The organism is Microbacterium sp. Beta, from assembly GCF_005502545.1.
Taxonomy (GTDB): domain Bacteria; phylum Actinomycetota; class Actinomycetes; order Actinomycetales; family Microbacteriaceae; genus Microbacterium; species Microbacterium oxydans.
The window spans coordinates 164,054-181,189 of the sequence record NZ_SCOG01000006.1 but is presented as its reverse complement, the minus strand read 5'-3'; the positions used below and the strand labels follow the sequence as shown (position 1 = coordinate 181,189).

The following is a 17,136-nucleotide window of genomic DNA, read 5'->3' as shown; positions in this document are numbered from 1 at the left end:
CCGCACCAAGGTCTGCGCAAGTCTCGTCGCCGGGAACCAACGAGGCGTCGGATCGCCCGAATAGTCTCGGCCCCATCGCCGTCGCCCGAAGACGACGGCCTACTCGACGAAGAGGAGCGCACGTGTCCGACCTGAACGAAATCGGCAGCTGGGTGCGGGAGAACCTTCCCACGATGCTGGCCGACGCGCATATCCCTGCCGCATCCGTCGCGATCCTGGCCGGTGGCGAGATCTTCACCACCGCAGCCGGGATCCTCAATCGCAACACCGGCGTCGAAGCCGACGAGGACTCGGTCTTCCAGATCGGGTCCATCACGAAGACCTGGACGGCCACGCTGATCATGCAGCTCGTCGACGAGGGTCTGCTCGACCTCGACGCCCCGGTGCGCGAGGTGGTACCGGAGTTCACGATCGGCGACGACACGGCGGCGAGCGCGATCACCCCTCGTCAGCTGCTGAGCCACGTGAGCGGGTTCGAGGGCGACCTGTTCAACGACACCGGAGTGGGCGACGACGCGGTGGAGAAGTACCTCGCGACGATCGCCGACGCCCCGCAGCTCTTCGCTCCCGGCGAGCGGTTCTCGTACAACAACGCCGCGTTCGTGGTGCTCGGCCGCATCGTCGAAGTGCTGCGCGGCACGTCCTACGATCAGGCGCTGCGTACCCACCTCGCCGCTCCCCTGGGGCTCACTCACGTCGCCACCACGGCCGCGGAGGCGATCATGTTCCGCGCGGCGCTCGGGCACATCCCCGCGGAGGGCAGCGACGAGCCCGTGCCGGCGCCGGTGTGGAGCCTGGTGCGCTCGAACGCCCCCGCGGGATCGATGCTCGCCATGACGGCGCGAGACCTGGTGACCTACGCCCGCATGCATCTGGACGGCGGCGTCGCCGCCGACGGCACAAGGGTGCTCTCGGAGCAGAGCGTGCTGGCCATGCAGGAACGGCAGGTCGACCTGCCCGAACTCGGACTGATGGGCGACGCCTGGGGTCTGGGCTGGGAGATCTTCTACTGGGACGGCGGACCCGTGATCGGCCACGACGGCGGCACGATCGGCCAGAACGCATTCCTGCGCATGGTGCCGGGCGCGGGAGTCGCGGTGGCGGTGCTCACGAACGGCGGACGCACGGTCGATGCGTACCATGCCATCACGTCGAAGGTGCTGGCCGCCCTCGCCGGGGTCACGGTCCCGGAGCTGCCGTCGATCCCCGACTCCCCGGTCGCGATCGACCTCGAGCGGATCCTCGGCACGTACTCGTCGTCGGTCTCCGACTCCACCGTGCGGGTCGACGACGATGGCCGCATCTGGCTGGAACGCACCATGAAGGGGATCTTCGCCGAACTGGGGCCGGCACCGGAGCCCGTCGAGCTGATCGGCTGGGCCGGCGACACCCTGCTCCCCCGCGAAGCACAGAACGGGATGCGCATGCCGCACGCCTTCGTCGGCGACGACGGCAGCGGACGTGCTCTGTACCTGCACACCGGACGAGCCGACCGCCGGGTGGACGCATGAGCAGCATCGCGGCCGCCGTACCGGAAACGGACACGACGGGCGTCGAACGACGGATCGCCGAGATCTTCGCAGATGCAGGAGCCACGGGCTTCCTCCACGCCAGGGAGATCGGTGTCGAGGGCGGTCCTGAGGTGACCGTTGGCGCCGATGAGCCGGTGGTGCTCGCCTCGGTCTTCAAGATCCTGGTGCTGACCGCTTTCGTCCGCGCGGTCGCCGCGGGAGAGCTCGACCCCGCGGCGCGCACGACCGTGACGGCGCGCTACCGCATCGGAGGGGTGGGCACGGCCGGCTTCGCGGACGACGTGGAGATGAGCTGGCGCGATCTGGCCCTGAACATGATGACCATGAGCGACAACGCGGCGACCGACGTCATCTACCACCGCCTGGGCGCAGAGGCCATCGATCGCGTCATCTCCGAACTCGCGCTGCGGCAGACCCAGCTCGTGGGATGCTGCGAAGACCTGTTCGCCTCGGTGGTCGCCGACCTCGGCGGCGCGGCCGACAGCGACCTGGACGACCTGTTGACCGGAGCGAGCGCGGAGCAGATCCTCGCCCTCGACGCCGTGCAGCCGCTGCGGACGTCGCACTCCACGCCGCGCGAGGTGACCGCCGTGCTGAACGCGCTGTGGACCGACGCCGCCGCCGCACCGGAGGCCTGTCGTCAGGCGCGCGACATCATGGCACTGCAGATCTGGCCGCACCGACTCACCTCCGGGTTCCCTGCCGAGGTGCGCATCGCCGCGAAGACCGGCACACTCCCGACCTGGCGCAACGAAGCCGGTGTGGTCACCTACCCCGACGGCCGTCAGTACGCGGTGGCCGTGTTCACTCGAGCAGCATCGCTGAGCGACCGACAGCCGCTCGTGGACGCCTCGATCGGACGCGCCGCCTTCGCCGCCGTCGAAGACCTGCGCGCGCGCTGATCCCCGACCCGTATCCCCCTGCACCACCCACCTGCACCATCCCGAACACTGCTGGAGGCTTCTGATGCGTTCTCGTACCCCGCTGGTCGCGCTGCTCGGCGCTGCGGCGCTCGCCCTGACGTCCTGCGCCGGAGGCGCCCCGCCCAGCGGGGATGCCACGGACGGCGTGCTCGCCGATGGCAAGACCTTCACCTCGGTGATCTCCACCGATCCGGGCAGCCTCGATCCCTTCGTCACCGTGATGTCCGTCGCGCGCTCGATCGACCGCTTCCTGTACGCGCGGCTCGTCGAGGTGCTGGAGGACGGCAGCATCGCCTCCGGCCTCGCCGACTCCTGGGAGGCGGACACCACGACCGCGACCTTCACGCTCCGTGACGGTCTCACGTGCGAGGACGGCACCCCGCTCACGGCCACCGACGTGGCCGCGAACATCACCCACATCGGAGACCCGGCCAACGGCTCGCCCCTGGTCGGGCTGCAGGTGCAGCCGGGCACCAGTGCCGTGGGCGACGACACCGCCGGCACGGTGACCGTCACCAGCGGAAGACCGGACTCGTTCCTGATCGAGAACATCGGCAGCATCTCGATCGTCTGCGGATCGGTGATCGACGACCCGGATGCGCTCGCCAAGGGCGAAGGGGCCACCGGCATGTTCACCATGGCCGAAGTCGTCCCCAACAGCCAGTACACGCTGACCCGTCGCGACGACTTCGCCTGGGGCCCCGACGACTGGGACCCGAAGCAGAAGGGGCTCCCCGACTCCGTGGTCTTCCGCGTCATCCCGAACGAGACGACCGCCACGAACCTGCTGCTCTCCGGCGAGGTCAACGCCGCCCTCGTGATCGGTCCGGACAACAAGCGCCTCAAGGACGCCGGGCTGTTCCACACCGAGATCCCGACCCCGGCAGGACAGTTCATCTTCAACCAGGCGGAGGGGCGCCCCACCGCTGACCAGGCCGTGCGCGAGGCGCTGCTCGAGGCACTCGACCTCGACCAGATGCGCCAGGTTCTCGGCAGTGGATCCGCCAGCGTGCCCACCGGGCTCGTGACCGTGTCGCCGAACCCCTGCCGTGCGGACGTGCTGAAGGGCTTCATGCCCGAGTTCGACGCGAAGGCCGCAGCCGCAGCGCTCGACGGGGCGGGGTGGAAGGCCGGCAGCGACGGCGTGCGCACCAAGGACGGCGAGACGCTGACCCTGCGCATGATCTACTCCTCGCAGCTCGGCGACGCCGGCAACGCCGCAGCGGAGCTCGCCCAGGCCGCCTGGAAGGAGCTGGGCGTCGACATCACGGTCGCCGCCGTGGACTCGCCCACGCTGAGCGAGACCCTGTTCTCCACGGGCGACTGGGACATCTCGGCCGCGCCGCTCACCGTCTCGCTGCCGAGCATGCTCGTGCCGTTCTACTCGGGCCCGACGCCGCCGAACGGCACCAACTTCGCCTCGATCGACAATCCGGAGTACACGGAGGCCGTCACCGCGGCATCCGCGAAGGCCGGCAGCGAAGGGTGCGACGACTGGGGCACCGCCGAGCAGGCCCTGTACGCGACGACCAGTGTCATGCCGTACGCGAATATCGACCGGTCGACCTTCGCGACCAAGGCGACGTTCACCGAGGGCGACGGCATCGACCCCACGTCGATCCGCATGTACGAGTAATCGGAGACCGGAGACAGCCGATGGCCAGCACCACCGCCACGCAGGCGATACTGATCAGATCCGCCCGGTCGGACAACCCCTGGTTGTCCTTCCTGGTCCGGCGCGGAGGGCAGTTCCTGCTCTCGGTGTGGGTGCTGGTCACGGCTGCCTTCCTCATGATCCACCTCGTGCCGGGCGACCCGGTGCGCGCGGCGCTAGGGCTGAACGCCCCGGCCGAGCTCGTCGAGGCCCGGCGCGCGGCTCTCGGCCTCGACCAGCCGCTCATCGTGCAGTACTTCCGCTACATCGGGGGGCTGTTCACCGGCGACATGGGCTCCTCGATGATCACCAGCCAGCCCGTCTCCGAGATCATCGCCACCCGGCTCCCCGCGACTCTCCAGCTCGCCCTGCTCGCGGTCGTGCTCGTGCTGCTGGTCTCGGTCCCGCTCGGGGTGACCATGGCCGTCGCCACCCGCGGCGGTCGCCGACGCGGGCTGGAGCTGGCGTTCGCGACCGGTTCGGTCATCCTCGCCGCGATCCCCGAGTTCCTCCTCGCTGTCGGCCTCGTGTACGTGTTCGCGGTGTCGCTCGGGTGGTTCCCCGTCGCCGGGAACAGCGCTCCGTTCGCGCTCGTGCTGCCGGTCGTGGCGCTCGCGGTCGGCCCGATCGCGGTGTTCTCACGCATCATCAGGGTCGAGGTGCTCTCCGTGCTCAGCCAGGACTTCATCCGCACCGCGCGGGCCAAGCGCCTCGCCCCGCGCCGCATCTACTCCCGCCATGCGCTGCCGAACGCCATGACCGCGACCCTCACCCTCACCGGACTGCTCCTGACGGGGATGGTCGCCGGCACGGTGCTGGTCGAGAACGTCTTCGCCTGGCCGGGGCTCGGCACCATGATCGTGCAGTCGATCCTCACCAAGGACTACTCGGTCGTGCAGGGCATCGTGCTCGTCTACGGCGTGGGGGTGCTGGTCGTGAACCTCGTGATCGACGTGATCCTCGCGCTCCTCGATCCTCGCTCCACCATCAGGGAGGCATGATGTCCGCACGCACGGCATGGTCCGGCATCGTCCGCTCGCCCCTCGGCATCACCGCCCTCGGTCTGATCCTGCTCGTCACGCTCGGCGCGATCTTCGCCCCGATGATCTGGGGCGCCCAGGCCGAGCAGGTGGACCCGACCGCGATCACGCAGGGACCGAGCGCGGAGCATCTGCTGGGAACCGACGCCCTCGGCCGCGACGTGCTCGCCCGCGTACTGGTCGCGACCCGACTCTCTGTGGTGCTCGCCGTGGTCGCGGTGGTCATCGGCGTGGTCGCCGGAACGCTGCTCGGCACGGCACCGTCGGTGCTCCCCCGATGGGTCGGACGCCCGATCGTCGGCTTCGTCAACATCGCCGTGGCCTTCCCCGGCCTCCTCCTCGCCCTGTTCTTCGCCGTCATCTTCGGCGTCGGCTCCACCGGTGCCGTGCTCGCGATCGGCTTCGCGATGGCGCCGCAGTTCGCCCGTCTCACCCAGACCCTGTCGGCGGCGATCGCCGGTCGCGACTTCATCTCCGCCGCCCGGGTCGCCGGAGTCTCGCGCCTGCGGGTCCTCATCCGCCACATCCTGCCCAACATCGGCGAGCCGCTCATCGTGAACGCGACCGTCGCGGCCGGTTCGGCACTGCTGGCCTTCGCCGGACTCTCGTTCCTCGGTCTGGGCGTGCAGGTGCCGGAGTACGACTGGGGCCGCCTGCTCGGCGAGGGCCTCAACCGCATCTACCTCAACCCCGCGGCGGCGCTCGGACCGGCCGTGGCCGTGGTGATCGCCGGCCTCGCCTTCAACCTCCTCGGAGAGACGGCGGCTGCAGCCCTGGGCGGACGGTCGGCTCGGCGCCGCCATCGCCTTCCCGCCGTCGCGCTCCCCGGAGCGACCGGACTCGATGCCAGCAAGCCCGCGCAGGTCGACGGTGAAGAAGTGGTGCTCCTCGTCGACGACCTGCGCGTCTCCTTCCCCACGGCCGCCGGGTGGGTCACCCCGGTGCGCGGCGTCTCGTTCACCGTGTCGCGCGGCGAGGCGATCGGCGTGGTCGGCGAATCCGGATCCGGCAAGAGCCTGACCGCCCTCGCCGCAGCCCGCCTCATCGAGCGTCCCGGCCATGTCGCCGCCGCGCAGCTGGACTTCTGCGGCATTCCGCTGCTGACCAGCTCGGATCGGGCAGTGCGAAGCCTGCTGGGCACGTCGCTCGCGATGGTCTTCCAGGACCCGATGACGTCGTTCAACCCGACCAGGCGCATCGGATCGCAGCTCGCCGAGGCAGCCTCCGAGCACCAGGACATCACGCGGAAGCAGGCCATGGACCGGGCGATCGAGCGCCTGCAGTCGGTGCGGGTGCCCGCGGCCGCCCGCCGCGCCCACCAGTACCCGCACGAGTTCTCCGGCGGCATGAGGCAGCGCGCGATGATCGCGATGGGTCTCATGAACCACCCGCGGCTGATCATCGCCGACGAGCCGACGACGGCGCTCGACGTGACGGTGCAGCGACAGGTGCTCCAGCTGCTCGCGGGAGTGCGGCGCGACACCGATGCCGCGATCCTGCTGATCAGCCACGACATCGCCGTGGTCGCGCAGACCTGCGACAGGGTGCTCGTCATGTACGCGGGCCGCATCGTCGAAGACCTGCCCGCGGCGACCCTGCACACCGACGCCAGGCACCCTTACACCCGGGCACTGCTCGAGGTCGTACCCGAGCTCGACGCCGACCGCAGCGAGCCGCTCAAGATGATCCCCGGCCGCCCGCCGGCGCCAGGGGCCTTCCCCGTCGGATGCGCGTTCGCCGCCCGGTGCCCCCTCGCCACCGATCTCTGCCGCGAGAGCGACCCCGAACTGGTGGCCGACGCAGCGGGACACCGGGTCGCGTGCTGGCACCCGGTCGACGGCGAGGCTCCGGTGCCGGTGGCGGTGGCGATCGACACGAGCACCGAAGAGGAAGAGACGGTCCTGAGATGAGCGAACTGCGATTCGATCGGGTCAGCGTGCGCTACGGAACGCACCGCGCCGGTCTCACGGCCGTCGACGACGTCTCCCTCGTCGTGCCGTCCGGCTCCGTGGTCGGGCTGGTCGGCGAATCGGGGTCGGGCAAATCGACGCTGGCTCGCGCGGCGATCGGCCTCGCGCCGATCAGCGAGGGAACGATCACTCTCGACGGTGCGGATGTGCGGAGCTTCCGTCGTCGGCGCCCCATCCAGATGGTGTTCCAGGATCCGTTCTCCTCACTCGACCCCCGGATGACGATCGGCGAGTCCATCGCCGAGGCGCTCCCCCGCGACATCCGCGGCACCACTGCCCGACGCGCCGAGGTCGCCAGACTGCTCGACCTGGTGAGCCTGGACCCCGACCGCGCCCCGTCTCTTCCGGCAGCGCTCTCCGGCGGTCAGCGACAGCGCATCGCCCTCGCCAGAGCGCTCGCCGCGAGGCCGGAGGTCGTGATCGCCGACGAGATCACCTCGGCGCTCGATGTGTCGGTGCAGGGCTCGGTACTGAACCTCGTGCGGGAGCTGCGCGGTGAACTCGACCTCACGATGCTGTTCATCTCGCACAACCTCTCGGTCGTGCGCTATCTGAGCGACCACATCGCCGTGATGTATCTCGGGCGGATCGTGGAGTTCGGCCCCACCGAGCAGGTGCTCGCCGACCCGCAGCACCCGTACACGAGGGACCTGTTGCAGGCGGCGCCCACCAGGAACGGTGACCTGCTGGCGGTCGACCCGCTCGCCCCGGTCGACGTGGAGCCCGCCGACCCGCATGCGCCTCCCAGCGGATGTCGGTTCCACCCGCGGTGCCCGATCGGTCCCGCGGCACGACCCGATCGTCAGATCTGTGTGATCGCGGATCCTCCCCTGCCCTCCGGTTCAGCCGGAGCCGCATGCCATTTCGCCGGCACGCACGCGGACCTCGCGCTCGGAACTGTGCCCACCTCCCAAAGCATCCCCCTGGTTTCGGCCGCGACCACAACACCGTCCCCGCTCTCAGCGGACACAGTGAACTGACCATCGATTGGAGCTCTCATGAACCGCGTCACCGTCGACGACCTGCTCTCCGTCCGCACACCGGAGCAGCCCGCGCTGTCTCCGGACGGCACCCGCATCGCCTACGTGCTGCGGACGACCGACCGCGACGGCGACCGCGACACCCGCGCGCTCTGGCAGGTGGCGTCCTCCGGCGGAGCCCCCTCCCCGCTGACGCACGGCACAGGGGATTCTGCCCCCGTGTGGAGCCCCGACGGCGCGCAGCTGGCATTCCTGCGGGCGCAGGACGGACCCGCGCAGCTCTGGGTCCTCCCTGCGGGCGGCGGCGAGGCCCGCAGCCTGACCGCTCTCCCTCTCGGCGCCGGCGCCGCGGCCTGGAGTCCGGATGGTGCACGCATCGCCTTCACCGCCCCGGTCGACAGCGCGGCCCTCCCCGGAGAGGGCAAGGACACCATCCTGGCCCGTCGTTCGGCTCCCACCGGCACCGACCGTCTCGGCTACAAGGCGGATGGCGCCGGAACCCTCGGCACGCTCGTGCAGCAGCTGCACGTGCTCGACGTCGCCTCCGGGAAGATCACCGTGCTCACGCGTGGACGCTCGCACGCCTCCGAGCCCTTCTGGTCGCCGGACGGCACCCGCATCGCCTACTCCGCGAGCGTCGGGGACGATGCGGACCTGACGATGCGGATCCCCGTGCTCGTGTGCTCGTCCACCGACCCGAACAGCCCCCCGGTGCAGGTCAGCGCCGCCGACGTGCAGGCGACGGCGGTGGGCTGGACCCCCGACGGTCGCCACGTGCTCGCGGCCGGACGCACCGACACCGAGGTCGGCAACGCGGACCTGCTGCTGTTCCCCGTCGACGGCGGAGACCCGCGGAACCTCACCGCCGGCCTCGACCGCAACGTGATGCCCGGTGGTCCGGGCTACCCCGGCGGCATGCCGCAGTTCACGGAGGACGGCGACATCGTGTTCTGCCTTCGCGACAACGGCTACTCGCACGTGTACCGGGTCGCGCAGGACGGCTCCGGTGCCACATCGCTCGTGAACGGCACCGCGAACGTCTCGGGGCTGTCGGTCGCAGGATCGTCCGCCACGATCGTGCTCGCCACACCGGAGTCGTTCGGCGAGGTCTCGCTCCTGGACCTCTCCGACGGCACGGCGCGCACCCTCACCGACTACGGCACTCCCGAGTTCGAGCTCGTGCCCGCGGAGGAGCGCCGATTCACGATCTCCGACGGTACGGTCGTCACCGGCTGGCTGCGCCGCGACCCCGACGCCGCTGGCCCGCTCCCGCTCCTGCTCGACATCCACGGCGGGCCGCACAACGCCTGGAACGGGGCAGCGGACATCGCCCATCCTTATCACCAGGTGCTCACGCGACGCGGCTGGGCGGTCCTGACCCTCAACCCCCGAGGAAGCGACGGCTACGGCGACGCGTTCTTCTCGGCGGTATCCGGCGGCTGGGGAGTCAACGACGCGAACGACTTCCTGGAGCCGATCGACGCTCTCGTGGCGGAAGGCGTCGCGGATCCGGCGCGCCTCGCCGTCACGGGCTACAGCTACGGCGGCTTCATGACGTGCTTCCTCACCTCGCGCGATGACCGCTTCGCCGCCGCTGTCGCCGGTGGCGTCGTCACCGACCTCTTCTCGATGGGCGGCACGTCGGACTTCGGCCACTACCTCTCCTCCAAGGAGAACGGCGGTCTGCCGTGGCGCGACGAGGAGCGCATCTCCGCGCAGTCGCCGTTCACGCGGGTCGATCAGGTGAAGACGCCGACGCTGATCCTGCACGGCGCAGCCGACGACCGCTGCCCGGTGGGTCAGGCGGAGCAGTGGTTCACCGCGCTGCGCGAGCGCGGGGTGCCGACCCGTCTCGTGCTCTACCCCGGTGGCTCGCACCTCTTCGTGCTCTCCGGTCCGCCGTCGCACCGCGCCGACTTCTCGCAGCGGGTGATCGATTGGGTGGAGCAGTACGCCCCGCCAGCGGGGAAGCCGGTGCGCGCACGACTCGACGCCCGGCACTGGCAGCAGCGACTGAGCGCCCTGGCCGAGGCGCACAAGGTTCCCGGGGCGACCCTCGGCATCCTCCGTCTCGGGGAGGAGCCCGTGTATGCGCACCACGGCATACTCAACGTGCGCACGGGGATCGAGACCACCGACGACTCGGTGTTCCAGATCGGCTCGATGAGCAAGGTGTGGACCACCTCGGTGGTGATGAAGCTCGTCGACGAGGGCAGGCTCGACCTCGACACCCCGATCGTGGAGTACGTCCCGGAGTTCGCCTCGTCGGATCCCGAGGTCACCCGCACCGTGACGATGCGTCACCTGCTCAACCACACGAGCGGGATCGACGGCGACGTGTTCACCGATACCGGCCGCGGAGACGACACCCTGGAGAAGTACGTCGCGCTGCTCGACGGCATCGCGCAGAACCACCCGCTCGGTGCCACGATGTCGTACTGCAACTCCGGATTCGTGCTGGCCGGTCGGGTGATCGAGAAGATCACGGGTACCAGCTGGGACCGGGCGATGCGCGACCTGTTGATGACGCCCCTCGGTCTCACGCACTCCTGCACGCTCCCCGAAGAGGCCATCATGTTCCGTGCCGCCAGCGGCCACACCGAAGTGGGTGATGACGGACCGACCCTCGCCCCCGCCTGGATGCTCCCGCGCGCGATGGGTCCGGCGGGACTGGTGAACTCCACGACCGCCGACGTGCTCGCCTTCGCCCGTATGCACCTCACGGGGGGACTCGCAGCCGACGGCACGCGGGTGCTGTCGGAGGAGAGCGTGCGACGGATGCAGCAGCGGGAGGTCGACATGCCCGACCCGTACTCCCTCGGCGATGCCTGGGGCGTGGGGTGGATCCTGTTCGACTGGGACGGGCGCCGACTCTACGGCCACGACGGGAACACCATCGGCCAGGCGGCGTTCCTGCGCATCCTGCCGGACGAGCAGCTCGCGGTGACGATGCTCACCAACGGCGGCAACACGCACGACCTGTACGCCGAACTGTTCGACGAGATCTTCTCCGAGCTCGCGGATGTGCACGTGCCGGCGGGCCTCACCCCGCCTGCGGAGCCGTTCGGCGACGACTTCTCCGAGTTCGAGGGCATCTACGACCGCTCAGGGGTCCGTACCGAGATCTTCCGCGACGACGAGGGCCTGCGCATGCGCACCACGCTCAACGGCCCGCTCGCCGCCCTCCTCCCCGATCCGGTGCAGGAGCACCCGCTGGTCCCGGTGCGTCACGGCGAGTTCGTGATGCGACCGGAGGGCGAGCAGGGGTGGCATGCTGTGGTCTTCTACTCCCTGCCCAGCGGCGAGCGCTACCTGCACCACGGTGTGCGCGCAGCGCCGAAGGTGTCGTGATGCGCGTGCAGGCGGACGCGGACCTCGACCTGGTCCTCGCCGACATCGAGACCCTCGTCTCCTGCGAGTCGCCGTCGGACGACCTCGAAGCCGTCTCCCGCAGCGCCGACGTCGTCGCTGCCCTCGGTGAGAGGCTGCTGGGGGTCGCCCCGGAACGCATCGTCATCGACGGGCGCACGCATCTGCGCTGGCGATTCGGCGATCCGGTCGTGCTGCTCCTCGGCCACCACGACACGGTATGGCCGCTCGGCTCGCTGCGGCGGTTGCCGTTCACCGCCGAGGACGGTGTGCTCCGCGGACCCGGATGCTTCGACATGAAGACGGGCGTCGTGATGGCGCTGCATGCCGTCGCCGCACTGTCCGATCGCACCGGCATCAGCATCCTGATCACGGGTGATGAAGAACTCGGTTCTCCGAGTTCGCGCGCCCTGATCGAGCAGGAGGCGATCGGCTGCGCTGCGGCGCTCGTGCTCGAGGCCTCGGCCGACGGCGGTGCCGTGAAGATCGCACGCAAGGGCGTCTCGCTCTACCGTGTGCATGTCACGGGGCGCGCCGCCCATGCCGGGCTCGAACCGGAGCGTGGCGTGAACGCTGCCGTCGAGGCGGCTCACCTCGTGCTCGCGATCGCGCGGCTCGGCGACCAGTCGGTGGGGACCAGCGTGACGCCCACGCTCCTGCGCGCCGGCAGCACCACCAACACGGTGCCGGCCGAGGCGGAGTTCGCCGTCGACGTGCGCGTGCGCACGGTCGCGGAGCAGGACAGGGTGGATGCCGCCCTCCGTGCGATCCCTGCCACCGTCCCCGGTGCCTCCGTACGCATCGACGGCGGTGCGAATCGTCCGCCACTCGAGCCCGAATCCTCGGCACCGCTGTTCGCGCTGGCGCTCGAGATCGCCGAGCGTGCCGGTCTCACTCCGTTCCACGGCGTCGAGGTCGGCGGCGCGTCCGACGGCAACTTCACCGCCGCGCTCGGGGTGCCGACGCTGGACGGGCTCGGCGCGGTCGGCGGCGGCGCCCATGCCGACGATGAGCACGTGATCGTCGCACTGATCCCGGAGCGCATCGTGCTGCTGCGGGAGCTGATCCTCGCCGTCAGAGAACGCACGCCGGCGCGGAACGGAGGACGGGCATGAGCCTGACGGACGCCGCGGCCTTCCCCGCGTCGCCGGAGGAAGCCGCCGATGCCGCGAACGCCGCCGCGTCGAAAGCGGGGGTGGAGATCCGCCTGCTGGAGGATGTGGACGACTTCACCCTGGTCGCCGAGCTGTTCCAGAGCATCTGGACCAAGCAGGGCGAAGCCTCCCCCGTGAACGTCGAGACGCTGCGGGCGCTGTCGAAGGCCGGCAGCTACGTGGGCGGAGCATTCGAGCACGACGAGCTCGTCGGCGCATGCTTCGGCTTCTTCGCCGCTCCCGAGCAGCGTGCGCTGCACAGCCACATCGCGGGCGTCTCCTCGCGGATGCGCGGTCGCAGCGTCGGCTTCGCCCTCAAGGTGCACCAGCGCGCGTGGGCGCTCGAGGAGGGTCTGGACGAGATCTCCTGGACGTTCGATCCCCTCATCAGCCGCAATGCGCACTTCAACCTCGTGAAGCTCGCCGCGACCCCGACGTCGTATCACCGCAACTTCTACGGACACATGGCCGATGCGCTCAACGGGGCGGACGACACCGATCGGATGCTCGTGACCTGGTACGTGCGCGACCCCAGGGTGGTCGCCGCCTGTCACGGAGGGCCGGTGCCCGAGATCGAGGAGATCGACACCGAGAAGATCAACGCCGAGGAGATGTCCGTCGAGCCGCTGCTCAGCGTGGGCGGCGACCTCGGGCCGCTGCGGCATCGCACCGACGCGCGCCTGGTACGGGTGGCGCTGCCACGCGACATCGAGACCTTGCGCCTGACCGAACCCGCACGGGCGACCGCATGGCGTCTGGCGTTGCGCGAGACGCTCGGATCATCGCTGGAGGGTGGAGGGCGCGTGCTCTCGTTCGACCGCTCCGGCGCCTACACCATCGACAGAGGAGAACAGGGATGAAGCTCACCGGATTCGAGCTGCGCGTGATCGAGATGCCGCTGGTGTCGCCGTTCCGGACGTCGTTCGGCGTGCAGACCGTGCGCGAGGCCCTGGTGGTCCGCGCCCTCACGGACGAGGCGGAGGGCTGGGGCGAAGGCGTTGCCATGAACGACCCGCTGTACTCCTCCGAGTACGTGGAGGCGAGCGTCGACGTCATCACCCGGTTCCTGCTGCCGGCGCTCGCGCAGGTCGAGGACCTCGATGCGAGCGGCGTCGCCCCGGCCCTGGCGAAGTTCAAGGGTCACCGCATGTCGAAGGCCGCGGTCGAGCTGGCGATCCTCGATGCCGAGCTGCGGGCCGCCGGAGTTCCGCTCTCGCGCGAGCTGGGAGCGGTGCGTGAGCGCGTCGACTGCGGCGTGTCCGTCGGGATCATGGACTCCGTCCCCGAGCTGCTCGAAGCCGTCGGCGGCTACCTCGACGAAGGCTACGTGCGCATCAAGCTCAAGATCGAGCCCGGGTGGGACATCGAACCGGTGCGCGCCGTGCGGGAGCGCTTCGGCGACGACGTGCTGCTGCAGGTCGACGCGAACACCGCGTACCACCGCGGTGATGCGCGGCACCTCGCCAAGCTCGATCCGTTCGACCTGCTCCTGATCGAGCAGCCGCTCGACGAGGAGGACCTTCTCGGACACGCGCAGCTCGCCCGGGCGATCACCACCCCGGTGTGCCTCGACGAATCGATCGTGTCGGCCAGGGCCGCGGCGGACGCGATCGCCCTCGGCGCCTGCTCGATCGTCAACATCAAGCCTGGCCGTGTGGGCGGGTACCTGGAGGCACGCCGCATCCACGACGTGTGCGCGGCGAACGACATCCCGGTGTGGTGCGGCGGCATGCTCGAGACCGGGCTCGGGCGTGCGGCGAACGTCGCCCTCGCAGCCCTCCCCGGTTTCACCCTGCCCGGCGACACCTCGGGATCCGGACGGTACTACGCGCACGACATCACCGAGCCGTTCGTCGTCGAGGACGGCACGCTCACGGTGCCGACCGGCCCGGGGATCGGGGTCACCCCTGACCGGGAAGCGCTGGATGCGGTGACGATCCGCACCGAGTGGATCACCTTCTGAGAGCGGGCTGACGGCCCGTGCGGGGCACGACGATCCTGTCGAGATCGACCAAGAGTCGATACGATTTCGTCGTGCCCCACAGCTCCCCCACCCGTGGTCGCCCCCTAGCCTGGGCGCTGTGCTCATGTCCGTGACGACCAGGCCCCGCGCCAGCCTCGGCCGGGTCATCGAAGACCTCGGCACCACCCTGCTCGAGGTGGTGAGCGGCGCCGTCGACGACGAGGCCGAGATCGAGACCGTGGTCATCCACGACGTCCTCGACGACGCGATGCCGATGCGCGGGGCACTCGTGCTCGGTGTCGGGCTGAGCGATCCCGATGAGATCGCCGAACTCCTGCAGAACCTTGCTGCCCAGCACGCCTCCGCCCTCGTGCTGCGCGCTCCGGTGCGGGCCGAACGACCGGTGCGCGATGCGTCCGAGGCCACGGGCATCCCGGTGCTCGCGCTCACCCGCGGGGCGTCGTGGGCGCAACTGGCTGCCATGCTGCGCTCGCTCATCGCCGAGGGTGACGTCGGCGATCAGGGAACGACGACGCTGGGCGGCATGCCCTCCGGCGACCTCTTCGCCCTCGCCAACGCGATCGCCACGCTGCTGAACGCACCGGTCACGATCGAGGACCGCAACTCGCGGGTCGTCGCGTTCTCGGGCCGCCAGCACGAGGCCGATCCGGCGCGCATCGAGACGGTGCTCGGTCGGCAGGTTCCCGAACGGTTCGCGCGGCAGCTCGAGGAGCGCGGCGTGTTCCAGGAGCTGTACCGCAGCGAGGATCCGATCCACGTCGGACCGGTGTCCAACACCGAGGGTCTGCCGTCGTTCCCGCGCGTGGCGCTGGCCGTACGTGCGGGCGACGAGATCCTCGGATCCATCTGGGCGGCTGTGCAGGAACCGCTCTCGCCCGACCGCGTGCGAGCGCTGAAGGACTCGGCCGGGCTGGTGGCCCTGCACATGCTGCGTCTGCGCGCCGGCGCCGACGTGGAGCGCCGACTGCGCGCCGACCTGCTCTCCACGATCCTGGAGGGAGGGCCGGGGGCTGCGGATGCGACGGCTCGTCTGCGCCTGAGCGATCATCGGTGCGTCGTGCTCGCCGTGTCCGCCACGGAGGACATCGACGACGAGCCCTCCGCCGGGGCACGAGGTGTCGCGGAGAGGCAGCGGATCGCCGATGCGTTCGCCGTGCACCTGGGGGCCGTGTACCTCCGCTCGGCTGTGGCCGTGATCGGCGATGTCGTGTACGCCGTCGTCGGGATCCGCCCAGAGCAGGGCGATGCCGATCCCGGATCGGAGCATCCCGACGCGGACAGCCGCGCCGCGCGCGTCGCCACGGACTTCCTGGGCCGGCTCGGCGCGACCGCTGAGATTCGCATCGGCGTCGGCACGGTGGCGGAGGCGGTCGCAGACATCCCTTCCTCGCGCGCGAATGCCGACCGCGCTCTGCGCGTGGTCCGTCAGGCGCCTTCCGGCGAACCGGTCGCACGGTTCACTTCGGTGCAGATGGAGGCGCTGCTGGTCGAACTCGCCGACCTCGTCCGCGCCAGGGGCGATCAGCCCACCGGTCCGGTCGCGCAGCTGCTGGCGCAGGACAGGGAGAAGGGGACGCACCTGGTGGAGACCTTGCGCGCCTGGCTCGACGCGTTCGGAGATGTGGCCGTCGCCGCAGCCCGCGTCTACACGCATCCCAACACGTTCCGCTACCGGCTGCGTCGCCTGTCGGAGATCAGCGGACTCGACCTCGCCGACCCGGAAGCCCGGTTCTCGGCCATGGTGCAGCTGCGGCTGCTGGTCCCCCGCGACTGAGACGCAGACGGCCCTGACATCCGGAGAGTGCGCCCGCCCCGCCCCCTTGCTGAACGAGGCGGCTGCAGGGACGGGGCCGGTCGAGGCTCGTGGCCCGTCGCCCTCTGCACCCTGGTCGTGAGGCTCGTGGCCTGTCGTTCGGGTGCGCGTGATGTCCGCTCGTGACCGACATCGTGCGTATCTGACACCAATTTGACCACAATGCAATCATTCAGACCATAGAGTGATTTCTGATTGAACGATCCGATCAATCGTGACTCCGCACAGAAGGCGACGGTGATCGAAATGGCCAACCTCGACGCGACCGACCGCAGGATCCTCACCGTGCTCGACGGTGACCCCCGCCGTCCGGTCGCCCTGATCGCCCAGGATCTCGGCCTCGCCCGCGGCACCGTGCACGCTCGACTGGATCGCCTCGAATCCGGAGGATACCTGCGTGCGCACAGCTCGCGAGTGCTGCCGCAGGCCCTCGGGCGCGGTGTCGCGGCCTCGATCCTGGTCGAACTCGATCAGCATCAGATCACGGACGCGATCGATGCGCTCAGTCGCGTCCCCGAGGTGCTGGAGTGCTTCGCTCCCGCCGGCGACACCGACCTGCTGCTGCGTGTCGTCGCGAAGGACCCCGACGACCTCTACCGCGTCGCCGAGGTCGTCCGGCTGTGCCCCGGCATTCTCCGCACGTCGACGAGCCTGTTCCTGCGCGAAGTGATCCCCTATCGGGTGAGCGCGCTCCTGCAAGCCGACTGAGCCGGCACG

Annotated in this window: 12 protein-coding genes; all 12 read left to right on the top strand. The window is 70.2% G+C overall.

Features of this window, described 5'->3' with window-relative positions:
* The first annotated feature begins 122 nt into the window (after positions 1-122).
* The 12 genes from FFS56_RS08765 to FFS56_RS08710 all read left to right on the top strand — a co-directional run bounded on the left by FFS56_RS08765 (position 123) and on the right by FFS56_RS08710 (position 17,127).
* Positions 123-1,511: a serine hydrolase domain-containing protein gene (locus FFS56_RS08765; RefSeq protein ID WP_127012450.1), complete on the top strand. Its 1,389-nt coding sequence runs from the start codon at positions 123-125 to the stop codon at positions 1,509-1,511.
* The gene (locus tag FFS56_RS08760) at positions 1,508-2,434 is read left to right on the top strand and encodes a serine hydrolase (RefSeq protein ID WP_127012451.1); all 927 of its coding nucleotides are present in this window, start codon (positions 1,508-1,510) and stop codon (positions 2,432-2,434) included. Before FFS56_RS08765 ends, FFS56_RS08760 begins: the two co-directional genes overlap by 4 nt.
* 64 nt (positions 2,435-2,498) lie before the next feature.
* Complete coding sequence (locus tag FFS56_RS08755) at positions 2,499-4,091, top strand: ABC transporter substrate-binding protein (protein ID WP_127012452.1); 1,593 nt, start codon at positions 2,499-2,501, stop codon at positions 4,089-4,091.
* Positions 4,092-4,111: 20 nt separating this feature from the next.
* On the top strand, positions 4,112-5,110 hold the full coding sequence (locus tag FFS56_RS08750; protein WP_127012453.1) for an ABC transporter permease: 999 nt from the start codon (positions 4,112-4,114) through the stop codon (positions 5,108-5,110).
* Positions 5,107-7,059, top strand: coding sequence for a dipeptide/oligopeptide/nickel ABC transporter permease/ATP-binding protein (locus FFS56_RS08745; protein ID WP_082108753.1), 1,953 nt, complete (start codon positions 5,107-5,109; stop codon positions 7,057-7,059). Before FFS56_RS08750 ends, FFS56_RS08745 begins: the two co-directional genes overlap by 4 nt.
* A complete protein-coding gene (locus tag FFS56_RS08740) occupies positions 7,056-8,099 on the top strand; it encodes an ABC transporter ATP-binding protein (RefSeq protein WP_082108754.1) in 1,044 nt (347 codons plus the stop codon). Before FFS56_RS08745 ends, FFS56_RS08740 begins: the two co-directional genes overlap by 4 nt.
* Before the next feature lie 18 nt (positions 8,100-8,117).
* Positions 8,118-11,450 carry a serine hydrolase gene (locus FFS56_RS08735; RefSeq protein WP_137771916.1) on the top strand — a complete coding sequence of 1,111 codons (3,333 nt, stop codon included), beginning with the start codon at positions 8,118-8,120 and terminating at the stop codon, positions 11,448-11,450.
* Complete coding sequence (locus FFS56_RS08730; RefSeq protein ID WP_127012455.1) at positions 11,450-12,583, top strand: M20 family metallopeptidase; 1,134 nt, start codon at positions 11,450-11,452, stop codon at positions 12,581-12,583. Before FFS56_RS08735 ends, FFS56_RS08730 begins: the two co-directional genes overlap by 1 nt.
* Complete coding sequence (locus tag FFS56_RS08725; RefSeq protein ID WP_127012456.1) at positions 12,580-13,482, top strand: GNAT family N-acetyltransferase; 903 nt, start codon at positions 12,580-12,582, stop codon at positions 13,480-13,482. The genes FFS56_RS08730 and FFS56_RS08725 overlap by 4 nt, the downstream gene beginning before the upstream one ends.
* Complete coding sequence (menC, locus tag FFS56_RS08720) at positions 13,479-14,585, top strand: o-succinylbenzoate synthase (protein ID WP_127012457.1); 1,107 nt, start codon at positions 13,479-13,481, stop codon at positions 14,583-14,585. The genes FFS56_RS08725 and menC overlap by 4 nt, the downstream gene beginning before the upstream one ends.
* Positions 14,586-14,709: 124 nt before the next feature.
* Positions 14,710-16,380, top strand: coding sequence for a helix-turn-helix domain-containing protein (locus FFS56_RS08715; protein ID WP_127012994.1), 1,671 nt, complete (start codon positions 14,710-14,712; stop codon positions 16,378-16,380).
* 285 nt (positions 16,381-16,665) lie between these two features.
* Complete coding sequence (locus FFS56_RS08710; protein ID WP_046749869.1) at positions 16,666-17,127, top strand: Lrp/AsnC family transcriptional regulator; 462 nt, start codon at positions 16,666-16,668, stop codon at positions 17,125-17,127.
* Positions 17,128-17,136: the final 9 nt, after the last annotated feature.